The organism is Peribacillus sp. ACCC06369, from assembly GCF_030348945.1.
Classification (GTDB): domain Bacteria; phylum Bacillota; class Bacilli; order Bacillales; family DSM-1321; genus Peribacillus.
The window spans coordinates 2,227,572-2,248,235 of the sequence record NZ_JAUCEN010000002.1 but is presented as its reverse complement, the minus strand read 5'-3'; the positions used below and the strand labels follow the sequence as shown (position 1 = coordinate 2,248,235).

Here is a 20,664-nt window from a genome sequence, read left to right as displayed (position 1 = left end):
TAAGTCATTTGGTTATAAACATAATAGATGGATACTTTTGTAAAGTCAATGTGTATATTTAAAATTTTCAAGCAACTACACACACCTGTTTTATTAAAAGAGTTGTAGTTTATCTGCAAATCCTTAATTTCCTTGACAACTAAACACACCTTAATTATTATTTAAACCAATAAGATTAATAGGAATTAGAACAAAAACAGAAGGTAATAGAAGGAGGGAACCGTGTGATTAACCTATTCATTAAGACGGAGAGTCAAAAAACGTGGCTGAAAAAATTATATGAAGTAGAATCAAAATTCAAAAATAATTCTGCTCAAATTGATGAATTGGCCTTTTTTCCGAAAGAACATATTCAAGATTTAATTCGTATGGGATATACAAGTTCAACTCTTCCCAAATCCTATGGTGGCGGAGGGTTAAAAGTTTATGACATGATTCTCCTTCAAGAAACATTGGCTAGTTTTGATTCAGCGACTGCGCTATCCATTGGTTGGAACCTTGGAGTGATAGGAGACCTTTTTGAACAGGAAAGTTGGACAAAAAAGAACTTAGATTTTATTGCTGGGGAAGTTTTAAATGGCGCTTTAGTGAACCGTTCCGTTAGTGAAGCGCAAACTGGCAGTCCGACTCGCGGGGGACGCCCCGGAACGAAGGCAGTCAAAAAGGGAGATTACTGGGTTATTTCCGGACGTAAAACCTATACAACCATGTCCCCAGTTTTAACTTATTTCCTAGTTTCAGCATGGATCGAGGAAAGGCAAAAGGTTGGATTTTTTCTCCTGCATAAAGATTTGGATGGGCTCTACATAGATGAAACATGGGACGTAATTTCAATGAGGGGGACAGGAAGTCATGATTTGGTCCTTAAAGATGTTGAAGTGGATGATTCAAAACTTGTTGAGTTACCTGAAATGCCAAGTGGAAACAGATTCAATGCTTGGATCCTTCATATTCCAGCCTGTTACCTAGGCATTGCGCAAGCTGCAAGGGATTACGCCATACACTTTGCCAATAACTATACTCCAAACAGTATAAATGCACCTATCAGCCAGCTGGCTAATGTCCAACAACTGTTAGGAGAAATTGATTTGGAATTAATGAAAGCCAGGCATTTCTTATATAGCGTTGCCGAGGCTTATGATGATGAATCACGAAGAATTCATTTCACAAATGAGCTGGGGGCTGCAAAACATATTGTTACAAACTCAGCCATTACAATTGTCGATAAAGCCATGCGAATAGTCGGTGCAAAAAGTCTTCAACGCAATAATCCACTACAAAGGCACTATAGGGATGTAAGAGCTGGTTTACACAATCCTCCGATGGACGATGTAACGATAAAGAATTTAGCAAAATTGGCAATTGAACAGACAAAAACCAATTTAAGCGGCCATCCACTTTTAAAATGATCAAATTTGATAAAAGAAACGCTATGAACTAAAAATAACCCCTGAATTCTCTTTTCATAGAGAATCCTGGGGTTTTTCATTTTTTGAGTCATACAGAATTCGATTTTATTCTTGGAGCAGGCTTGGCTCCCTCAAGAAAAGAAATTAATTGGTGACACTACCATCATCGTCTGGATCTTCAATATCCGCCGGATCTTTTTCCAATAGTGCCTCTTTGTCTTTTTCGTTCCATTTTGCTTTATATCCTAGGGATTTCGCTACTCTTAACACCGGTAGATACGATTTTTTATCAGGTTTAAATGTTTCTAAGTCCCCTGATCCAATTACACCCAAACCAAGTAGCAATTTGTCTGATTGGATATAGGGTTTTTCATCTATCAGTTTCATTTGTTCAGCTGTATAAGGATAAACGGCTCCATTCACTTTTAAGGTAAACGGTCCTTTCTTTTCTTCTTTTATTTCTTTTGGCTGTTTCGATTTATGGGAAACATTATACACTCCTTGAACAGTTCCTTCTCTCGTATTATCGGCTCCTCCATACATTTTCCCCTTTTCAAAATCAAAAATAACAGCTTGCACATTTCCGATATGTTGGGGTTTTTCTTCATAAACATGGCCTTTTGCCATTAACTCTAACCTTGTATTTTGTTCAATTCCCGGTTCCCATCTAACTGTCGGATAACCAGCAGAATAAATACGTGGAGCATATATCGCATCTTGAATACGCATTTGATGATCAAGCACATTCATAATCGTTTCAGATACCGATGCGATTATCGTCGCCCCGCCTGGTGAACCAATGGCCATGAAGGGATTACCATCTTTTAATACGAAGGTCGGGGACATACTGCTTCTCGGTCTTTTTCTTGGTTCCACCTGGTTAACTCCACCGGGTGTGGCATCAAAATCGGTCATTTCATTATTAAGCATGAATCCATAATCAGGTACCATGATACCTGATCCGAACACTTGCTCGATTGTAGTCGTATAAGCAACCATATTTCCCCACTTATCAATTACAGAAAAGTGAGTCGTTTGTCCGATTGGGGTTTTCTCTTCTTTTACCTTCTCCATTGAAGTGGGTTCTTTGCCCTCATACTTCCATGGATCACCTGCTTTGACATCTGCTGTTGATCTATTTGGATTAATTAGTTTTCTTCTTTCTTTTATATAATCTTCATCCAATAGTCCTTTTGTTGGTACATCATAAAAATCTTCATCTGCCATATAGGCAGCGCGATCGGCAAATGCTAGATGCATGGCTTCAGTTAGATAATGAAGATACTCAGGGGAGTTCGCCCCCATCTTTTGTACATCGAATCCTTCCATTAGCTCCAGGATTTGTTGGACAGTCAAGCTGCCTGAACTTGGTGAAGCAGCCCCCACCACTTCAAATCCCCTATATTCCGATCTAATTGGCTCTCTCTCTTTCACCACATAGTTTTCCAAATCCTCGGTTGTCATCGTTCCTTCACGTTTTTGAACTTCTTTCGTAAGGGCTTCCCCGATTTCACCTTTATAAAAAACGTTAGAACCTTGTTTTTTTATTAACTTAAGAGTCTTTGCCAGATTCGGCTGAACGAGGGTATCTCCCTCTTCCAATGGTTTTCCATTTGGTACAAAAACTTTTGCAGCCGCTTGGTTATTTTCAAGTTTTTTTACATTTTCACCGATATATTGAGCTGTTGCCCAATTGACCTTTACCCCTTTTTCAGCTTGTCTAATGGCCGGGTCCATAACTTGAGATAATTTCAATGTTCCATATTTCTCAAGAGCCGTTTCCATCCCTTTTAGGGTTCCAGGAACAGCAACCGCTTTCCCGGATGTGTGTCGTTTACTAAAAGGAATAGGTTTTCCTTTTTCATCTAAAAAAAGTTCAGGCGTAACATTTTGCGGTGCCATTTCGCGGCTATCTATCATCGTTATTTTATTTTCCTTTTTATTATAAATCATGATAAAACCACCGCCGCCGATTCCAGACATCATTGGCTCAACTACATTTAACGATAATTGAATGGCAGCTGCTGCATCGACTGCATTTCCACCTTGTTTTAGTACCTTTATACCCGCTTCAGCTGCTAACGGATGGGAAACTGATACGATTCCTTTTGTTGCTCCCCTTCCCATTGACTCATCCACTCCAGGGACACTTGCAAAAGCTGGTGTGATCATACAAAAGAAACTGAAAGTAACTAAAATAAAACTTTTTAAAAATTTCATGAATTAGTCTCCTTTCAAAATAAAACAGATTAGGATTTTATCATAAGGCAAGTGGATATACGAGCAGATGTCTATAGTAGGAATATGCTGGTTGTCTCGATATAAAAGCAGTCTGCACATTCCCATTGGGCGTTGCGTTCTCAATGATGTTTCACTTCAAAAAATCACCCCCCAAATGGTTCAGCTCTACCCTTTACTTCGGGATCGATAATCCGAAGGCTTAATTCTTCTCTAGACTTTGCTTATGATTCAGGATATTGGGAGTGTCGTGTTTGTCAATCTTCCAAAGGTATTGTAAAGCCAGTAATACGATAAATGCAGATAACCCAACGATATCCGATATCGTTTCAGGATAGATTAATAGTAAACCAACGATTATGGCAAGGACTCTTTCTAACCAGTGCATCTTCCTCATCCAGTAACCTATAACACCAGCACCAATTGCAATCATGCCGGACATTGCTGTAAGAACGACCCAGACAACCTCCATCCAAGTTGTATCGATCATCAGCATTTGTGGGGAGAGAACAAAAATATATGGAATGATAAATGCAGCAATGGCAAGTTTCGATGACTCAATCCCCGTTTTTATCGGTTCACCGCCTGCCACACCCGCCGCTGCAAATGCCGCTAAAGCAACTGGAGGAGTTATATCTGCTATAATGCCAAAATAGAAGACGAATAAATGGGCTGATAAATCAGGAACACCAAGCAAAATTATTGCAGGTGCTGCAATCGTCGATGTGATTACATAATTGGCGGTCGTAGGTGAACCCATTCCCAAAATAAGTGCTGCTACCATCGTTAGCATCAGTGTTGGAATCAAATATCCACCAGACAAATCGATTAAACCATTAGCCAACTTCAGCCCTAACCCTGTTTTCGTAACGATTCCTACAATAATGCCGGCTGCTGCGGTAGCTGCTGCAACCGCAAGTGCTGTCCGAGCTCCATCCACCAATGCATAAATGATATCGATGAATTTCATGCGGACATCCTTGTTTATGAATCCTACGAGAACCGAAATAAGGATGGAATACAAGGCTGCATGTGTAACCGTGATATTCAGCATGAGCAAGATGATAATGGCGATGATCGGAATTAATAAATAAAATTTGCCGAACACTTCCTTTTTACTTGGCATTTCTTCCTTCGTCAATCCACGTAATCCCAGTCGTTTCGCTTCAAAATGGGTCATGATCCAAATTCCTGAAAAGTAAAGGATAGCTGGAATCGCAGCCGCCTTTGCTATATCCCAATACGTTATCCCGTTCCCGATGAACTCCACCATTAAAAATGCCGCTGCCCCCATTATCGGAGGCATTAATTGACCGCCTGTCGAAGCCGCTGCTTCCACTGCCCCAGCGAATTCCTTCTTATATCCAAGATTTTTCATCATTGGTATCGTAAATGCACCTGAAGTGACAACATTAGCTACAGAGCTCCCGCTGATCGTTCCTTGCAGAGCACTGGAAAAAATCGCAACCTTTGCGGGTCCCCCTATCCTTCTACCGGCAATAGCCGTTGAAAGATCATTGAAGTATTGACCGACACCCGTTCGGACAAGAAAGGAACCGAACAATAAAAATAGGAAGATGAATGTCGATGACACCGCTAACGGCGTACCCAAAATGCCCTCTGTCGAGAAGAACATCGTTTGTACCAAACGTTCCAGAGTTAAACCGCGATGGGCTAGGAAGCCCGGCATATACTGTCCAAAAATCCCATAGAAAACGAATAAAATTGCGATGACCATTATCGGAAGCCCTACTGCACGCCTCGTTGCCTCTAAAACCAACAGAATGGCCATTAAACCAACTGCAAAATCCAAAGCTCCTAAGCGCCCGACATTCATGACAATATCCTCGAAAAATAATGGCCAATAGGCACCTACCCCAATACTAAGGATCGCTAAAAGGATATCGAACCAGGCAATTTGAAGCTTTCCTTTTTGACGCTTTTTCCGGTTAGCAGGAAATAGTAAAAAAATCAGGGAGAGTGCAAACCCTAAATGTATCGTCCGTTGGATTTGTGCTGTAAAAACACCAAAGATAGCAGTATATAATTGGAATAGAGAAAAAGCTAAGAGTCCAAAAAATGCAATGTGTCCCAAGAAGCCAGTTAATTTCCTTGTCCCAGCTTCAGGATCGTACTTTTCCAATAACTCCTGTTGTTCCGCTTCGGTTAAATACTTCACTTTTTCTTTATCAGCCATTAATCCTCACTCCTTTCAACTGTTCCCATATTGAAATTTTTTCCGATGAAATCCTGACCCATGTTCCTGGCTTAATAAAGTCTGCCAATGTATATGTTTTTTCATCATATACTAATCGATGGTTAGCTCTGACTTGTCCTAGCCGTAAATCTATATAAGCGAAACTGCGATTCATATTTTTTATGAAGTAGGTCCCATCTTTCTCTTCGAATACTTCCTCCCCCTCTGCATTAGAAGGCATACCGACTGCAAAATCGTAAAAAGCAAGTTCGGTTTGTTTGATTTGCCTACCGGAAAAACGATATGATTCCAGTACATCCGAGAGGTGGATGGAGTGTGTATACTTAATTTGGAAATTTTTTTTGCTTTTCAATGGCAAGTACGCTACTAATTCCCCTTGGTCCTGGTAGGAAAATGCAATGACATGTTTATACGGAAAAAATAATAGAAAAGCGATGATCAGAGGTATACCAAACGCCATGAATTTCTTGAATTTCATAGGTACCCCTTTCAAAATAAGAAATCCCATTCAGAAAAAAATGAAGCCGATAGGCCACAATAAGCGAGCTACCGACCAAATTGCCTTACTTGGAAACACCTTTTTCTTTAAAGTATTTTGCTGCGCCAGGATGAACTTCCATATCCCCTAACCCTTCAAGTGCAGTTTCTGCTGTAATGTAATCGCCTTTTGCATGTGTGATTTGATCTGTGTTGTCATAAACAGCTTTTGTCATTTCATAAACTAAATCTTCATCCAGATCCTTTGTAACCACTAACATCGCTTTAACAGCAACTGTTTTTACCTCGGATTTGATTTTGTACGTACCACTTGGAATTGAATCTTCAGCATAGTATGGATACTTTTTAACCAAAGCTTGAATTTTGTCCTCTGCAATAGGCAGGATAATAATATCATTTTGTACGGACAGCGCCTCAACTGCACCAGTTGGTGTTCCGGCCGTAATGAAAGCTGCATCAATATTTCCTGCTTGGATTCCTTCCGCCGACTCATCGAAAGATAGATTTTGTCCTTTAATATCTTTCTCAGACAACCCATGGATTTCCAGTATTTGCATAGCATTGATGTATGCACCTGAACCCGGTGCACCTACTGATACCTTTTTACCCTTTAAATCCTCAATTGATTTAATGCCACTTTTTGCTGTCGTTACAATTTGAACCGTTTCAGGATATAAAGAACTGATCGCTTGTATATTGTCTATGGGTTTCCCGTCAAACATTTCTTTTCCTTCAAGTGCGTATGCGGCAATATCCGTTTGCGAAAAAGCGATTTCAGCTTCTCCAACTCTTAAAGTTTCCATATTTTCAGCCGAGGCACCGGATGTCTGAGGTGTTATATTCGCTTTTGTTTTATCGGAAATGATTTTTCCAATTTGTCCTCCGAGTGGATAGTATGTACCTCCCGTTCCACCAGTCAACAGACTCAGGTTTTGGTTTCCGCTGCCGGATCCACCACCTGTTTTACTGTCACCGCAGGCCGTGATAATACTGGTGACCGTCAAAATCATAACCAATATAAAGCACTTATGAAATTTTCTCATAAAACTCCCCCTCCTACGTTTTCATCATCTACAAGAAATGATATTGTTATTATTCTACCGACCACCTCACTTTACCTTTTTTTACAAAATTATACACCACAATCAAAAGCACTAGTAATCGATTAAAAAGTTTTATCGAAATCAAAAAAATCAGTATATATGTGTAAAAAAGCCTATTAAAACCAAGGAAATCCAGTTATTTAATGGGAGTATTTTACCTTTTTTTACTTATTATTCCTTTCTTTAAGGATAATATTGACTCTTCCATTTTAGAAATATATTATTGTTATAAACTTATAAGTCTATATTATAAAATGACCTTCCTTGCATTTTTCTAGCATTCAATAATTATATTCAGGTATTTTTTGAGAGGGAATATTAGAAGTCCACCCTTCCTTTTACCAGCTATTTAACAGTGTATTTTCAAATCAAACTGAAGTGGGTGATTGTTTGAATTTCCTGTCCCTCCGCTATTTCATAGAGGTTTCTAACCATCTTAGTTTCAGTGAGGCTTCCAAAACCCTGCATATCTCCCAGCCCGGACTTAGCCAACAGATTTCATCCCTCGAAAAACAATTAGGCTTTAAACTATTAAATCGAACGACAAGAAAAATCACTTTGACGGAAGAAGGAGAGTACATCTATAAAAAACTTGCTCCTTCCTTTGAAGATATCGAGAAAACAGTGAATTACATAGTTGAAAATAAAACCATCCCCAAGCCTAAAATGAAGATTGCTACCGTCCCCTCTGCAGCTAGCATATATATCCCGAAGTTATTGAAAAAGGTAGTGGAGGAATACCCTGAAACAGAATTTTACGTGCATGAAACAACATCCTCAAGAGCTGTGAAACTTGTAAACCAACAAAATTATCATATCGGATTCATCCGAACGCCCATACACAATAACATCATCGCAAATGAAGGATTAAGCATGATTGAATTCCTGAGATTTCCTTTACAATTGGTTGTTTCCATTGATCATCCACTAGCCCAGAAGGATTCCATACACTTATACGAAGCAAAAGACGAACCTTTTATCCATTATGATGCCGTTCAAGCACACTCCCTTCAATTCCTTTTGGAAAAAGCTTGTCTGACTGCTGGATTTTCACCTAAGGAATTATGTAAAGGATCCGAATTACTGACGATCGCCAATCTTATATCCAATAACTTAGGCGTTGCTCTCATGCCTGAAGATATGGTGAGCTTGTTGGGAAAAAGCAAAGTTAAAGCCTTGAACATCGATAACTCTGAATTATCCAGTTCCATTTCCGCAGTTTGGAAAAACAAGGATGAATCAATGCTGACTAAGCATATTTTGAAAACATTAAAAAATGAACATGCTTTTAACGATATATTTGGCTAAAATATCTGCGAAACAACTCGGAGTGAGAAGAACCTATCATCTTAATTAACGGTTTTAAAAATAATGGTTAGCTCTTCGTTACCTTTTCAATAAAAAAGATCCTCTCTCGATTAAAAGGATCAAAAGTAGTTTTACGCATTATGAAGTAAAAAAAGCCCAATTTCTCGTTTATGACGCTGAGAAATTGGGCTATACTAATTTTTTCTTCTATACTCCGCTAAGTAATATCATTTTAAAAACGTTCAAATATTCGGACCACCCCTATTGGTAGTGCCTAAGAATATCAATGCATCCCATGCTCCGACTTAAGAAAATATAAATACTCTATTCCGGCAACGGTGATTTTCGTACCGGCCCGTCCTCTGCCTTTGATGACAAACCCTTCGCTTTCTAAAATATTTAAGCGGCGTCGGATCTGCTGAGGGGACAAGAAAATGTCGGAATCTTGACTGTAACTTGAAATCAGTTCTCTACTTGCAGCTTTTCCTTTTTCGTTGCATTGCTTGATTACTTCCAGGATGAAAGCACGCTCCTGCATTTCCAGCATACTTTCACATGCGGGATATTCAGAAGGCACACTGTTTCCCGTAAGACCGTGAATGAACGGAAGGTCACTTTTCGTCACGACATTCCCCTCACAGACGGTCAGCATGTAATCAATTGTACTTTTCAGTTCTCGTATGTTGCCGGGCCATTCATATTGCATGAAATACTCCAGAACTTCTTGCTCCACCTTTACCCACTTCCCGCTTTTTGTGATGAGATGCTTTATCAAAAGCGGAATATCCGCTCTTCTTTCTTTGAGTGAGGGAATGTTCAGATTGAGTACATTCAGCCGGTAAAACAAGTCTGTTCTGAATGAACCGTCCCGCATCTTTCCTTGAAGATCTTTATTTGTTGCGGTAATCACTCTAACATTAATGGGAATGATTCTTTTTCCGCCAATCCTGCGAATTTCGCCCTCCTGCAGAACTCGAAGCAGATGGGATTGAACGGTGAGACTTATGTCGCCAATTTCATCTAAAAAAATGGTCCCATTATCCGCCATTTCAAACAGTCCTTTCTTGCCTCCCTTTTGTGCTCCTGTAAATGCCCCTTCTTCGTAGCCAAACAATTCGCTTTCAAGTAGCGTTTCTGTTAATGCGCTACAGTTCACAGCCAGAAACGGCCCGTTTTTTCGCAAGGAATGCTCATGAATGGCATGAGCAAACAGTTCTTTTCCTGTTCCTGTCTCGCCCTGAATCAAAATCGGATGCTCCGATAAGGCAAGCTTCTTGGCAATTTGTTTACGCTTTTTCATTACTTCATCCTCGCCGATAATATCATCAAAGCAGTATTTCGTATAGAATCCTTTATTTCGCATTTCTCTTTGTGCTGTCTTTTCTATTTCTAAGGCTTGATGTACACTTTTGAAGGTTGCGACGATTGTATGTTCTTTGATCATTTGCAATCGGAAAATTACGACATCCACGCTGTCTATTTCGAAGAACTTGCTTTCATCATTACCTTCCATGATGAATTGGGTAATATCTCGGCGATTCATTACTTGCTCTAGATACTTATTAACCACCTCTTGTGCCTCAACATGGAACAATGCCGCAAGCTGGTTATTGAATACTGAAATCAGTCCTTCTCCGTTAACGACCAAGATTCCATCATCGACTGTTCCCAACACATTTTGGATGTGTTCGCTCATTTGCTTGGCATCCCGCTCTGCATATACGAGCTTACGTTGTAATTCTATGATATTGCTAATATACCTTTCTGAAATCTTCGAGGATATATCCTTGTGCAAACCACAACTTTCTACTACTTCCAGAATTGTTGTTATATCGAAAAGACGCACGCCTATATCGATTACTTCTTTTATGTAAGGTGGACACAGATGTGTTTCTCCTGGTGAAACGGCAATTTGGACATCCTCATAAAACAATATACCCTTCCGAAAAGGGATAAATTGAATATGATCGACACCAAGCTGATATAAGGATTCAATAAGATTTATAGTTGCATCATCATCATCATTCACCAGAAGAACTGATGAACCATCTGGTATTCTTAAAAGTTTGTCAATGTACTCATGGTTAACCGTTCTTTTTCCCACAATTATTTTCCCGGCATTTACGCTATACATACCCTTTTTATTAGCATAAGCGGCATCTGATGAATACAAGATGATTTCATCTTCCAGAGAATGCGGTAAACCCTCATCTGCAGCATGGCTTTTGACATGAACATAGTCTCCAAGCAATAGTTCCAGCTGTTCCTGCAAGGCTTCCTTTGTTTTTGTGCTTCCCGCTATTAGTGTAAGTGAGGACCCTGACATAAAAACACCAACCTGTCTTTAAATTGGTTCTATTATATCACCAAAAAGGACCAATAAAGTCCTTATACTCTAATTCCGACAATTAAGTTTCCGTAAATATCATTCCCCCTTTAATGGCACAAGATTTGCATATATAAAGGATTGAAGTGCCTATGGATAAGGAGGGGACAGCATAATACTAGGAAACTGATGATAGCCCATAGGCCGGGAATATTTTGTAAGCGTCTTAATTCCATGCATTTATTTTAAAGACAAAGGAGAGACACTGATGAGCCAAATAGAAGAGAAGGTTGTTTCGCTTGGAACAGCGGGAAAAAAAGAGAGAAAAATCAATGTTTTTGTATTGCTGCTCTGCATTCTCGCAATAGCAACTCTATTCACCTACATTTTGCCTGCCGGGGAATATGCACGGATCGAAGCTGATGGAAGGACAACTGTAGATGCCAGTTCTTTTAAATGGATAGACTCTGCACCGGTCGGAATGTTCGATATGATAAAAGCTATTCACACCGGAATGGTGGAAGCCGGAAATATTATCTTTTTCTTATTGATTATCGGAGGATTTTTTGGTGTTTTAAGAGCAACAGGAACGGTTGATGTGCTTATCGCTACAATGGCTCGTAAGTTGGCGACGCGTGAAAAGCTATTGATTCCTGTCGTGATGCTGTTTTTCGCAGTAGGTGGCTCCTTAATGGGGATGGCGGAAGAAACACTTGCATATCTTCCTCTTATCATTCCGTTGGCGTTGGCCCTGGGATTCGATACAATTACAGGAACCGCCATCGTCATAGTGGGGGCATTGTCAGGGTTTACGACTGCCATCATGAATCCATTCACAGTAGGACTTGCGCAAGGAATTGCAGAATTGCCGATGTTCTCGGGCATAGGGTTGCGCCTTATTTTATTTTTCATCGTCTATATTGTTTCTGTTCTTTATATCTATCGTCATGCAATGAAGGTAAAGAAAAATCCTTCTATAGGAATATACGGAAAATATACAAAAGAAGAAGCGAAAAAACTGCTGCAATCAAGTGCAAAGTTAACAGCCAGACACAAGTTCATCTTAGGCGCCTTTTTAATTAACTATATCGTCTTGGCGTTTGGAGTCATCAAGTTCCAATGGTACATGACAGAAATAGCTGCCTTATTCATTGTATTGACAATCGTTATTGGAATCATCGGGAAATTGTCTGCAGATCACATTGTCAACTCCTTTACCAATGGATCTGCAGCCTTGCTCGGCGGCGCTCTGATAATCGGCGTATCACGCGCCATTCTTGTCGTATTGAATGAAGGACATATTGTTGACCCCATGTTGCATCAAGTAGCTGAATCCATCCAGCATATTCCGGCCTATTTAAGCGTTGCCGGCATGTACAGCTTCCAAACCATTATCCATTTCATTTTAGCGTCAGGCACCGGTCATGCGATGCTGACCATGCCAATTATGGTGCCGCTTGCAGACTTATTGGATATTACACGCCAAACTGCAGTGCTGTCTTTCTCTTTTGCGGACGGAATTGGAAATATGATTTTTCCGACAGCTACCACCTTGATGGCGGGCTTGGCAATCGCAGGCATTCCTTGGACAAAATGGGCGAAGTGGATTCTGCCGCTGGTGCTCATTCAATATCTCATCGGATTAATAGCTGTCATCACAGCTCACTTCATCGGATATGGTCCATTCTGATATAGATCACGACTTATTTACAGGAGGAGAAACGCATTGCTTACTTTAATCAAAAATGGCGAGATATACTCACCCAATTACTTAGGACGGAAAGACATATTAATTACAGATGATAAAATCGCATTCATAGATGATAGAATCGAGATTCCTGACAACTTTGCTCCTATTCAAATCATCGATGCGACTAATCTTTTGATTGTTCCGGGCTTTATAGATTCACATGTTCATATTATTGGCGGAGGCGGCGAGGGCGGATTCAAAACCCGCACCCCCGAGCTGATGCTCACGGATATTACAACTTCAGGAATTACTACGCTGGTCGGCTTACTTGGTACGGACGGAACTACACGTAGAATGGAAAGCCTCCTTGCCAAGGCGCGGGCCCTTGAAGAGGAAGGTATTTCCTGTTTCATTCATACAGGCTCCTATCAAGTACCCGTTAAAACATTGACCGGAAAAATCGAAGACGACATTATTCTAATCGACAAAATTATCGGTGTCGGGGAGATTGCTATCTCCGACCATAGATCATCAGAACCCACATTCGAAGAAATTATAAAAATCGCCACAGCGGCACGCAACGGCGGGATTCTATCAGGAAAAGCCGGTATATTGGAAGTTCATGTAGGGGATGGAAATGGAGAGCTTTCATTGTTACATGAAGTCGCAGATAAAACCAACATTCCCATACGGCAGCTCCATCCGACACATATTAACCGAAATGAAAAATTATTCAGGGCGGGAATTGATTACGCGAAACGAGGCGGATACGTAGACTTCACTACAAGCACCATTCCTCAGTTTTTAGAAGATGGCGAAGTGAAGTGCAGCATGGCCTTACGCATCATGCTTGAAGAAGGGATTCCAGTAGGAAACATCACTTTCTCTTCAGACGGGCAAGCAAGCCTTCCCTTTTTCAACATTCATGGAGAATATGCAGGCCTTCAAGTAGGAAAAGTATCATCCTTATATCACGAAGTCCGTGATTCTGTTTTAGAAGAAGGCATCCCTCTTGAAACGGCTCTGAAGGTCATCACCACGAATCCCGCACAAGTGCTGAAGCTTTCAAACAAGGGCAGTATTCAAATCGGGAAGGATGCTGATATCGTATTGTTGCAAAAGGAAACATTATCAATCGCCACTGTAGTGGCGAGAGGAAAAGTTATGGTAGAAAAAGGTGTTCCGTTGATAAAAGGAACATTTGAATGAGGAGACAGAATACCCGTTTATCGGAATCACGTCGCCTCACAGTGATTCGATTCCGTAATAAATATCCATCGCAATGTTGAAAATGGCATGCCACTTGCCAATATGTTACCTCCAGTTCCGACCAATATCGGGTGCGCAATCATTCTGGCTACCGAAGAAAAATCATAGCGGGACTGCTGAATGACCCGTCCGTTGCGGATCCGATTCAAGGCGGTGCGGGAAATTCTCGGCAGGAGCAAAGAATCATCTATTGGTAGATTTATGTCGACATCGGTAATAGCGTTTCTCCTAGGTCCGTTGCAGGTGCAGGAGTAATAGATAATGAAGATATTTCATTCCGCCATTCCAGGGTCATGTCCACATCAAAAGGAGCAAGGAAAGACTCGAGTTGTTATAAATTTCTTGACCCGATAATGGGTGCTGTTATTGCAGGCTCCGACATAACCCAGACAACCACAAATGTTTAGATGTCAATGCCATGTTCTGCAGCATACCCATTAAATCGGTCAGCTACAGCGATATTCATTTCATCCAAATAGCGATCAGAATATCGTTTATCTACCACTAACCGTCTTTCCTATGTTCGTTTATCCCCATGTTACCTTTTAAGAAGTCCAGCTCCTAAAGGGCTATAGCTAGAGGATACTCCAACCTGTTCGGAAGCGGGCAGAGGTGAAATTCCGACCTCAGTTTGACGTTTAACCAAGTAAAACATAGGTTGTATTACTTCAAAACGGGCAAAGTGTCCTTTTGTAGAAATCCCTAATGCCTTTTAAAACAAATAAAGTATTAAATGTCTATGTTTGCCCCAAAAATTAAAGTGGGGGCAAACTCATCATTAATGATGTGCCCGGATTTCTGTTCCCTCATTGTAGCCAGAACAACTGCAATGCCATAAAGTACGCCTTTGATGTTCACATTGATCATCATATTCCATTCATCGATTTTCTTCTTAAAAAGGAATGATTGTGGCATCACTCCTGCATTATTCACTAATACATCGATTTTACTTTTAAAATTTCATTGCTATTTTTCTTTCGAAAACAATTCCTTAGCAACCATGATTGCAGACATCGCTTTTGGCCAGCCAGCATAAAAAGCAAGATGGGTAATGACTTCAATAAGTTCTTCTTCAGAAAGACCGTTTTCCTTTGCTTTGTTTAAGTGAAATCCTAGTTGTTGTGTATTTCCACCGGTTATTAAAGAAGATACGGTAATTAAACTACGGTCACGGGGAGAAAGTTCCCCACGCTCCCATATATCCCCAAACAAAACATCATCGTTTAATTGTACAAGCTTGGGAGCAATATCTCCGATCATTTTCTGTGCTGGAGTAGGTTCTATTGAATTTGACATTTACTATCCCTTCTTTCATTTTTTTACTCTTCTATTTTGCCGTAGGTAGTTAAATTTGATGCCCAATAAAAATTACATATTGATGCGATATCGCACATTTGTGTATAATTTTAAATAAAAACAGAATGTCTGCAATAATCAAATGCACGGGAAATGTGCCTAATTGCACAATTCGATAAATATTGTGTGATTATTTTTCTGAACTGATGTCTGAAAAAAATTTCGATTAAATTACAAAGGATATTCCCGACATCGCAATTGTTGGCCGAAGAACCCATTTATCATCATCACATGGAAAAATTTAATTAACCGGATAAACTCATTGAAGAGCATATTAATGAACTTTAAACAATTGTGTGAATCTGAAACTGAAATGGATTTTAAAGATGGAAACCTGATTTGGTTTGAATAATTTGTAAGCAATTATTTCTATTTTCGACGATCTTAAAGAGTAAAGGGGCTTCTGCTTTTCGCAGCCCTACCCTGGAATTTGTCATTGAAGAATTAAAAGGAGATGTGAATATAAACGCAGGAAAAAATTAAGGATTAAATAAAGAGGTTATTCCTAAATTCTTTGGATCAGCTATCGTAGGGGTAGTGGAATCCTACGATAGCTGACCCACCCTAAGTCGTGGCAGAACAAGTAGGGATTTCGTTAGATAGGAACCTCTAGTTATTTTCTATTAATAACCTATTCAATACTATTTTTTACTTACGAAGAAACATATTGTGAAGAATCGCTATGGGGGACCTTACTTAAACGATCTAAAAGTCGAATTCCTATCTTTGAAGAAATTCGACTTTTATTTTTGAATGTGTAGCTTTGAATGTAATATTCGTCTTGACGTAGCGTTTATGTAATCAGGACCTATAATGAAGGCAATTGGACTGATTATTATTTATATAAGCTGTTCCCAATTAGTACCTTTCTATATCAAATTTATTAAATCTTTAAATTCCCTTTCAGGTTAATTAAATAAGGAAGTACTATGCATCGGCTGAACTTTCGCTTTGGGATCAATGTAGGCTTTAGCATTATTGACAGCCGTAGGACCTTCACCAAATCCAGAAGCAATCAATTTAACCTTTCCATCATACGTACAAATATCCCCGGCTGCATAAATGCCTGAAATATTCGTTTCTTGTTTGGAATTGACGATAATTGCATTTTTATTGATGTTTAGACCCCATTCTTTAATCGCGCCAAGAGAAGAGACAAAGCCGTAATTAATAATTAAATCATCTACCTCCACCACTTCTTTTTGTTGAGTCTTTGCGTGTTCCAAAACAATTTGAGTAATCTGATCCGACCCTACCAGTTCGGAGGGAATATATGGTGTCTTGACCTCAACAGAGGAATTCACTAATTGTTCTACACTATGTTCATGGGCACGAAATTTATCTCTTCTGTGTATCAATGTTACTTTTTCAGCAATGGGCTCTAACATAAGGGCCCAATCAACTGCAGAATCTCCACCGCCTAGAATCGCAACTTTTCTTCCTTTAAATTGGTTCATATCATTCACGAAATAATGCAAATTCTTATTTTCGAACTGTGTTGAATCTTCCAATTCTAGTTTACGGGGCTGAAAAGCTCCATTCCCAGCAGTAATAATTACTGATTTAGAGAAATGAGTATCGAGGTTCGTAGTGATCTTAAATGTTCCATCAGCTTGCTTTTCCATCTGTTCAACTGCTTCTTCAAGACAAATTGTTGGTTCGAATACTTTCATTTGTTCTTTTAAATTATCTATCAATTCCTGAGCCCTTACTTTTGGAAATCCAGCTATATCATAAATGAACTTTTCGGGGTAAAGAGCCGTGAGCTGTCCTCCCAATTGAGGAAGACTCTCAATGATTTTCACCTTTGCTTGCCTCATTCCCCCATAAAACGCCGTAAACAAGCCAACTGGGCCGCCGCCAATAATTGTTATGTCATAAACCTTCTTTTCTTCTGTCAAATTAATCACTCCTTGTTCTTCATGTTGTTGGTTGATCATACTGAAATTAGACCCATTAAGGGATAGACCTGTACAAGTAACCCTTCCCTTTCCCCGTAAAAATAATTGAATTTCCACCCTTTAAACCAAACTAGAGATGTTATCTCCATAGTTAAAAAAATCTATAAATCTATTAATTAATTGCAACCATCTTATCTAGAAATGTTATTCAAATTTATTAGGATTACCATCAAAGGACACTTGAGCTATTTTAATAGATTCGGTCGGACATCCTTCTGAAGCATCCAGCATATCCTCCTCGAGTTCATCAGGTATGATTGCAGCCCCATCATTATTATCCAATATAACAAACGCTATACCTTCATCATCGTAATCATAAATCTCCGGAGCTGTAGCACCACATGCTCCGCAAGCAATACAAGTTTCTTTATCCACGATTGTAAATTTAGCCATTTTCACTATCATTCCCCGCTTTAATCTAAGCTTAGCTTTTTTCCTTATTCACTTTTGTTCAAAAATTCTAGAATGCTTGAGTTAAACTTCTCTGGATTTTCTTGATAACACAGATGACCTCCTTCTGGAATTATAACTAGCTGGGAGTTCATTAATTTTTCATGAATTGCTTCCGACTCCTTTATAGGAGTTACAGTATCCAACTCACCACAAATAATAAGAACAGGAACATCTATATGAGATAACAAATTCATTTGATTTAGATGATAAAGTGAATATGCTACGGAACGATATCCTGCCGGCCTTACCTGTGTCATAATCTCTTTTACGCGCTTATGGACTTTTTCGGATGCATAGGAAGATAGCAATGCTTGTATCCTTTTTTCCGCTATCTCCCCAGGAGAAAGGTTTTCAATTGAAAATAATCGATTTTTCAATTTCATCTCGTTTTCTTCTGGGGTTAGGGCAGCAGCCCCTCTTGTCGAATCGGCTAATATAAGTTTATTAATCTTATTAGGGTACAGGCTACAGAACTCTATCGCAATTGCTGCTCCCATTGAATGGCCGAGCAGATGGATTTTTTCCAACTTTAGCTGATCAAGCATGCCGTTCAGAATACGCGCAAACTCTTTAAAATTTCTAAATCCTTCTGCCGGATCTGAACTTTTCCCATAACCCGGAGCATCCCATGCAATTACCGTGAAATGTTCCTTTAAATCATGAATTTGTTCCATCCATGACTGAGAATTATTACTCATACCATGCAACAATACTAAAGGTTCTCCATTACCTTCTATTTGATAATGAATACTTAAATCTTCAACTTGTACATAAGGCATGCAATCAGTCCCCCTTATTTGTTTTTGGCAAAGGCAACTCTATAAAACCTTTTTACAGAATCAAGTGTACGGTCTTGTAAGCGAGCCACAAATTCCTTATTCTAAAAGGTTTCTTTTGCCACTTTAAATTTCCTCAATAAATTCAACCTCACAAACCTAGTTGTTTCACATACAAAACATTGTTTTTTATATATTAACAATTTTAAAATGTAATCGCTTTATTGTCAATGTAAGTTATAAAAAAGGAAAAGTGTATTGGTTTTAACACTCTGTTTTTATAGTCAACAAAAGATGATTTACATATTTATAATACTCAACTTGTTCTTTCACTCGTGAGTCTAAAAATATATCAACCCATTGGCATTCTATCTTTAAGACTTATTTGGCTTCTCAGTAAGAATCCGGCGCCCCTTCTTACTGAGAAACCACTTCTAACTACGGTTTATTGAACACCAAGTCCACTTGAACTGAGACAGGCTATTCCACATTCGGTTCTTCTTTTACGGAGGGTGTCTGCGCGTGTGCTTTCACAACATTTGCGCTGTTTCTGCCAATCGTGTCGCTGCTGTCCCTTGATCCATCCATTTAAAAAGTTACTTTATTTCCGGTCCTATTACTTAGGTGATATTCAGCAGCCTCTCTTTTAATCATAAACAAGTAAGCCACAAACCCAAGCATAGCTGCCACAATCAGCATGCCGATGGAAGGACCAAAATCACCGCCAGACAAATCGCGACTCCACCCCATAATATAGCTTGAAAAGCCACCCATAATATTTGTGAAACCCATTAAACCACCTGCGCGGCCAGCTGTTTCAGGTGTCGAAAATTTGATGATGAAAAAATTGGTCAGATGAAACATTCCTCCCTGGGTTCCCATAGCGAGCCCCATAGAAACGCCTGCGACAATAGGATTTGGTGCAATAACGGCAATTGTCAAAAATACAGCTGTTAATATGAAAAGATCGTCGCTAGCAAACTCGGGCGTTTCGTTTTGTCCGCCAGAAATCCACCGGCCAGGACAAATCCAAGAGCAAATAGCCACGATAATGAAGTAATCCCCGTCATTGCTTCTCTTTCAAAGCCTTTGGCTTCAACGAGATAGGTTGGCAGCCAAATGCTGATTCCAAAGAATAGAAAGGACGACATCAAATTGCCAAACCAGACAATCCAATAACGATAATCCTTAGCGAAGAATTGCTTCTGCTCCGCATCATTTGCTTCGTCTTTCTGGCGAATGTAGGAGACCTCTTCTTTACTGAGACGTGGATGTTCTTCTGGCGTATTACGAGTCAAGAAAAGGAACATTGGAATATTAATGAATAAATTAAAGGCGGCGAGAACAAAGAATGCAGCCTGCCAATGAAAAGTTGAAATTATAAGAATGAGCATAACAGTACCCACTGCTGGGCCTAGATAGTTGCCGGTAATCCAGAATGACTGTGCCCGACCAAGCTCGCGTTTATGAAACCAATTCGAAATAAATTTACCCGATATCGGAATCATCATCCCTTCCCCAATTCCGAGGATGACCCTACTAATTAAAAACATTTCATATGAAGTAGACAGCCCCCCCATAACCATGGTCGCTGTCCAAACCAGCAAACCTAAAACAGCTGTTTTCCGTGCCCCTAACTTGTCAATAATAACCCCCCAAAAAATGTTGGAACACGAGTATGAAATCATGAATATAAAGGAGATTAAGCCAATTTTCGCATTTTTATCCGGGCCAGTTAAACCAAGGTCACTTAAAAATCCCGGATCAGTTTGGATAACAGAGATGCCCACTTTATCAATCTGACCGAAAAACCAGAAGAAAAAAATAGGAACCGCAATGTACAACCACCTTTTTTGACCTTGTAACATGTTATTACCCCCTTTTAATACTTTTTGGATGCGCTTTCATTATTAGTGATAAGATAATGCCTCGTATACTATTAAACTTATCCAACTCCCCCTTTCAAAATAAATAGCAGCAACTTTATGTTTTATATAAAAAACATTGTTACCGATATTTAATGTTATATTGAACTTTCTAAATAGTCAATATTATTCAG

Annotated in this window: 16 protein-coding genes and 1 pseudogene; 4 read left to right on the top strand and 13 right to left on the bottom strand. The window is 39.5% G+C overall.

The genetic code is table 11. The annotated features are described in order from the left end of the window. Window positions 1-224: 224 nt before the first annotated feature. Window positions 225-1,409, top strand: coding sequence for an acyl-CoA dehydrogenase family protein (locus QUF78_RS11795; protein ID WP_289324791.1), 1,185 nt, complete (start codon window positions 225-227; stop codon window positions 1,407-1,409). A gap of 144 nt (window positions 1,410-1,553) precedes the next feature. On the opposite strand, the gene ggt is transcribed toward QUF78_RS11795, so the two are convergent. The 4 genes from ggt to QUF78_RS11775 form a co-directional block, all read right to left on the bottom strand. Further along, the gene (gene ggt / locus QUF78_RS11790) at window positions 1,554-3,629 is read right to left on the bottom strand and encodes a gamma-glutamyltransferase (protein ID WP_289324790.1); all 2,076 of its coding nucleotides are present in this window, start codon (window positions 3,627-3,629) and stop codon (window positions 1,554-1,556) included. A 220-nt stretch (window positions 3,630-3,849) separates the two neighbouring features. Beyond that, entirely contained in the window at window positions 3,850-5,844 is a 1,995-nt protein-coding gene (locus QUF78_RS11785; protein ID WP_289324789.1) for a TRAP transporter permease, read from the bottom strand. Continuing rightward, window positions 5,837-6,343: a DUF1850 domain-containing protein gene (locus QUF78_RS11780; RefSeq protein WP_289324788.1), complete on the bottom strand. Its 507-nt coding sequence runs from the start codon at window positions 6,341-6,343 to the stop codon at window positions 5,837-5,839. The genes QUF78_RS11785 and QUF78_RS11780 overlap by 8 nt, the downstream gene beginning before the upstream one ends. An 85-nt stretch (window positions 6,344-6,428) precedes the next feature. Continuing rightward, on the bottom strand, window positions 6,429-7,406 hold the full coding sequence (locus QUF78_RS11775; protein ID WP_289324787.1) for a TAXI family TRAP transporter solute-binding subunit: 978 nt from the start codon (window positions 7,404-7,406) through the stop codon (window positions 6,429-6,431). A 450-nt stretch (window positions 7,407-7,856) separates the two neighbouring features. On the opposite strand from QUF78_RS11775, the gene QUF78_RS11770 reads away from it, so the two are divergent. Next, window positions 7,857-8,774, top strand: coding sequence for a LysR family transcriptional regulator (locus QUF78_RS11770; protein ID WP_289324786.1), 918 nt, complete (start codon window positions 7,857-7,859; stop codon window positions 8,772-8,774). Between the two features lie 283 nt (window positions 8,775-9,057). Here QUF78_RS11770 and QUF78_RS11765 read toward each other — a convergent pair whose 3' ends face one another. Further along, a complete protein-coding gene (locus tag QUF78_RS11765) occupies window positions 9,058-11,100 on the bottom strand; it encodes a sigma-54 interaction domain-containing protein (RefSeq protein ID WP_289324785.1) in 2,043 nt (680 codons plus the stop codon). A gap of 268 nt (window positions 11,101-11,368) precedes the next feature. On the opposite strand from QUF78_RS11765, the gene QUF78_RS11760 reads away from it, so the two are divergent. Next, entirely contained in the window at window positions 11,369-12,790 is a 1,422-nt protein-coding gene (locus tag QUF78_RS11760) for a YfcC family protein (protein ID WP_289324784.1), read from the top strand. Between the two features lie 36 nt (window positions 12,791-12,826). After that, window positions 12,827-13,999 carry a beta-aspartyl-peptidase gene (iadA, locus tag QUF78_RS11755; protein ID WP_289324783.1) on the top strand — a complete coding sequence of 391 codons (1,173 nt, stop codon included), beginning with the start codon at window positions 12,827-12,829 and terminating at the stop codon, window positions 13,997-13,999. Between the two features lie 26 nt (window positions 14,000-14,025). On the opposite strand, the gene QUF78_RS11750 is transcribed toward iadA, so the two are convergent. The 8 genes and pseudogenes from QUF78_RS11750 to QUF78_RS11715 form a co-directional block, all read right to left on the bottom strand. After that, entirely contained in the window at window positions 14,026-14,208 is a 183-nt protein-coding gene (locus QUF78_RS11750) for a hypothetical protein (RefSeq protein ID WP_289324782.1), read from the bottom strand. 628 nt (window positions 14,209-14,836) lie between these two features. Continuing rightward, window positions 14,837-15,007 (bottom strand): annotated as a pseudogene (locus QUF78_RS11745) (SDR family oxidoreductase); the annotation flags it as partial. An 18-nt stretch (window positions 15,008-15,025) separates the two neighbouring features. Continuing rightward, entirely contained in the window at window positions 15,026-15,355 is a 330-nt protein-coding gene (locus QUF78_RS11740; RefSeq protein WP_289324781.1) for a carboxymuconolactone decarboxylase family protein, read from the bottom strand. Between the two features lie 968 nt (window positions 15,356-16,323). Next, window positions 16,324-17,316, bottom strand: coding sequence for an NAD(P)/FAD-dependent oxidoreductase (locus QUF78_RS11735; RefSeq protein ID WP_289327298.1), 993 nt, complete (start codon window positions 17,314-17,316; stop codon window positions 16,324-16,326). Window positions 17,317-17,520: 204 nt separating this feature from the next. After that, window positions 17,521-17,769, bottom strand: coding sequence for a ferredoxin (locus tag QUF78_RS11730; protein WP_289324780.1), 249 nt, complete (start codon window positions 17,767-17,769; stop codon window positions 17,521-17,523). A 44-nt stretch (window positions 17,770-17,813) separates the two neighbouring features. After that, the gene (locus QUF78_RS11725) at window positions 17,814-18,608 is read right to left on the bottom strand and encodes an alpha/beta fold hydrolase (RefSeq protein WP_289324779.1); all 795 of its coding nucleotides are present in this window, start codon (window positions 18,606-18,608) and stop codon (window positions 17,814-17,816) included. A 585-nt stretch (window positions 18,609-19,193) separates the two neighbouring features. Further along, complete coding sequence (locus QUF78_RS11720; protein ID WP_289324778.1) at window positions 19,194-19,547, bottom strand: MFS transporter; 354 nt, start codon at window positions 19,545-19,547, stop codon at window positions 19,194-19,196. An 11-nt stretch (window positions 19,548-19,558) separates the two neighbouring features. Beyond that, complete coding sequence (locus QUF78_RS11715) at window positions 19,559-20,473, bottom strand: MFS transporter (RefSeq protein ID WP_289324777.1); 915 nt, start codon at window positions 20,471-20,473, stop codon at window positions 19,559-19,561. Window positions 20,474-20,664 lie beyond the last annotated feature (191 nt).

Coding starts and splice junctions, on each gene's coding strand:
- QUF78_RS11725 (WP_289324779.1), bottom strand. CDS start 18,608: ATGCCTTATGTACAAGTTGAAGATTTAAGTATTCATTATCAAATAGAA.
- ggt (WP_289324790.1), bottom strand. CDS start 3,629: ATGAAATTTTTAAAAAGTTTTATTTTAGTTACTTTCAGTTTCTTTTGT.
- QUF78_RS11730 (WP_289324780.1), bottom strand. CDS start 17,769: ATGGCTAAATTTACAATCGTGGATAAAGAAACTTGTATTGCTTGCGGA.
- QUF78_RS11780 (WP_289324788.1), bottom strand. CDS start 6,343: ATGAAATTCAAGAAATTCATGGCGTTTGGTATACCTCTGATCATCGCT.
- QUF78_RS11715 (WP_289324777.1), bottom strand. CDS start 20,473: ATGTTACAAGGTCAAAAAAGGTGGTTGTACATTGCGGTTCCTATTTTT.
- QUF78_RS11785 (WP_289324789.1), bottom strand. CDS start 5,844: ATGGCTGATAAAGAAAAAGTGAAGTATTTAACCGAAGCGGAACAACAG.
- QUF78_RS11760 (WP_289324784.1), top strand. CDS start 11,369: ATGAGCCAAATAGAAGAGAAGGTTGTTTCGCTTGGAACAGCGGGAAAA.
- QUF78_RS11765 (WP_289324785.1), bottom strand. CDS start 11,100: ATGTCAGGGTCCTCACTTACACTAATAGCGGGAAGCACAAAAACAAAG.
- QUF78_RS11740 (WP_289324781.1), bottom strand. CDS start 15,355: ATGTCAAATTCAATAGAACCTACTCCAGCACAGAAAATGATCGGAGAT.
- QUF78_RS11775 (WP_289324787.1), bottom strand. CDS start 7,406: ATGAGAAAATTTCATAAGTGCTTTATATTGGTTATGATTTTGACGGTC.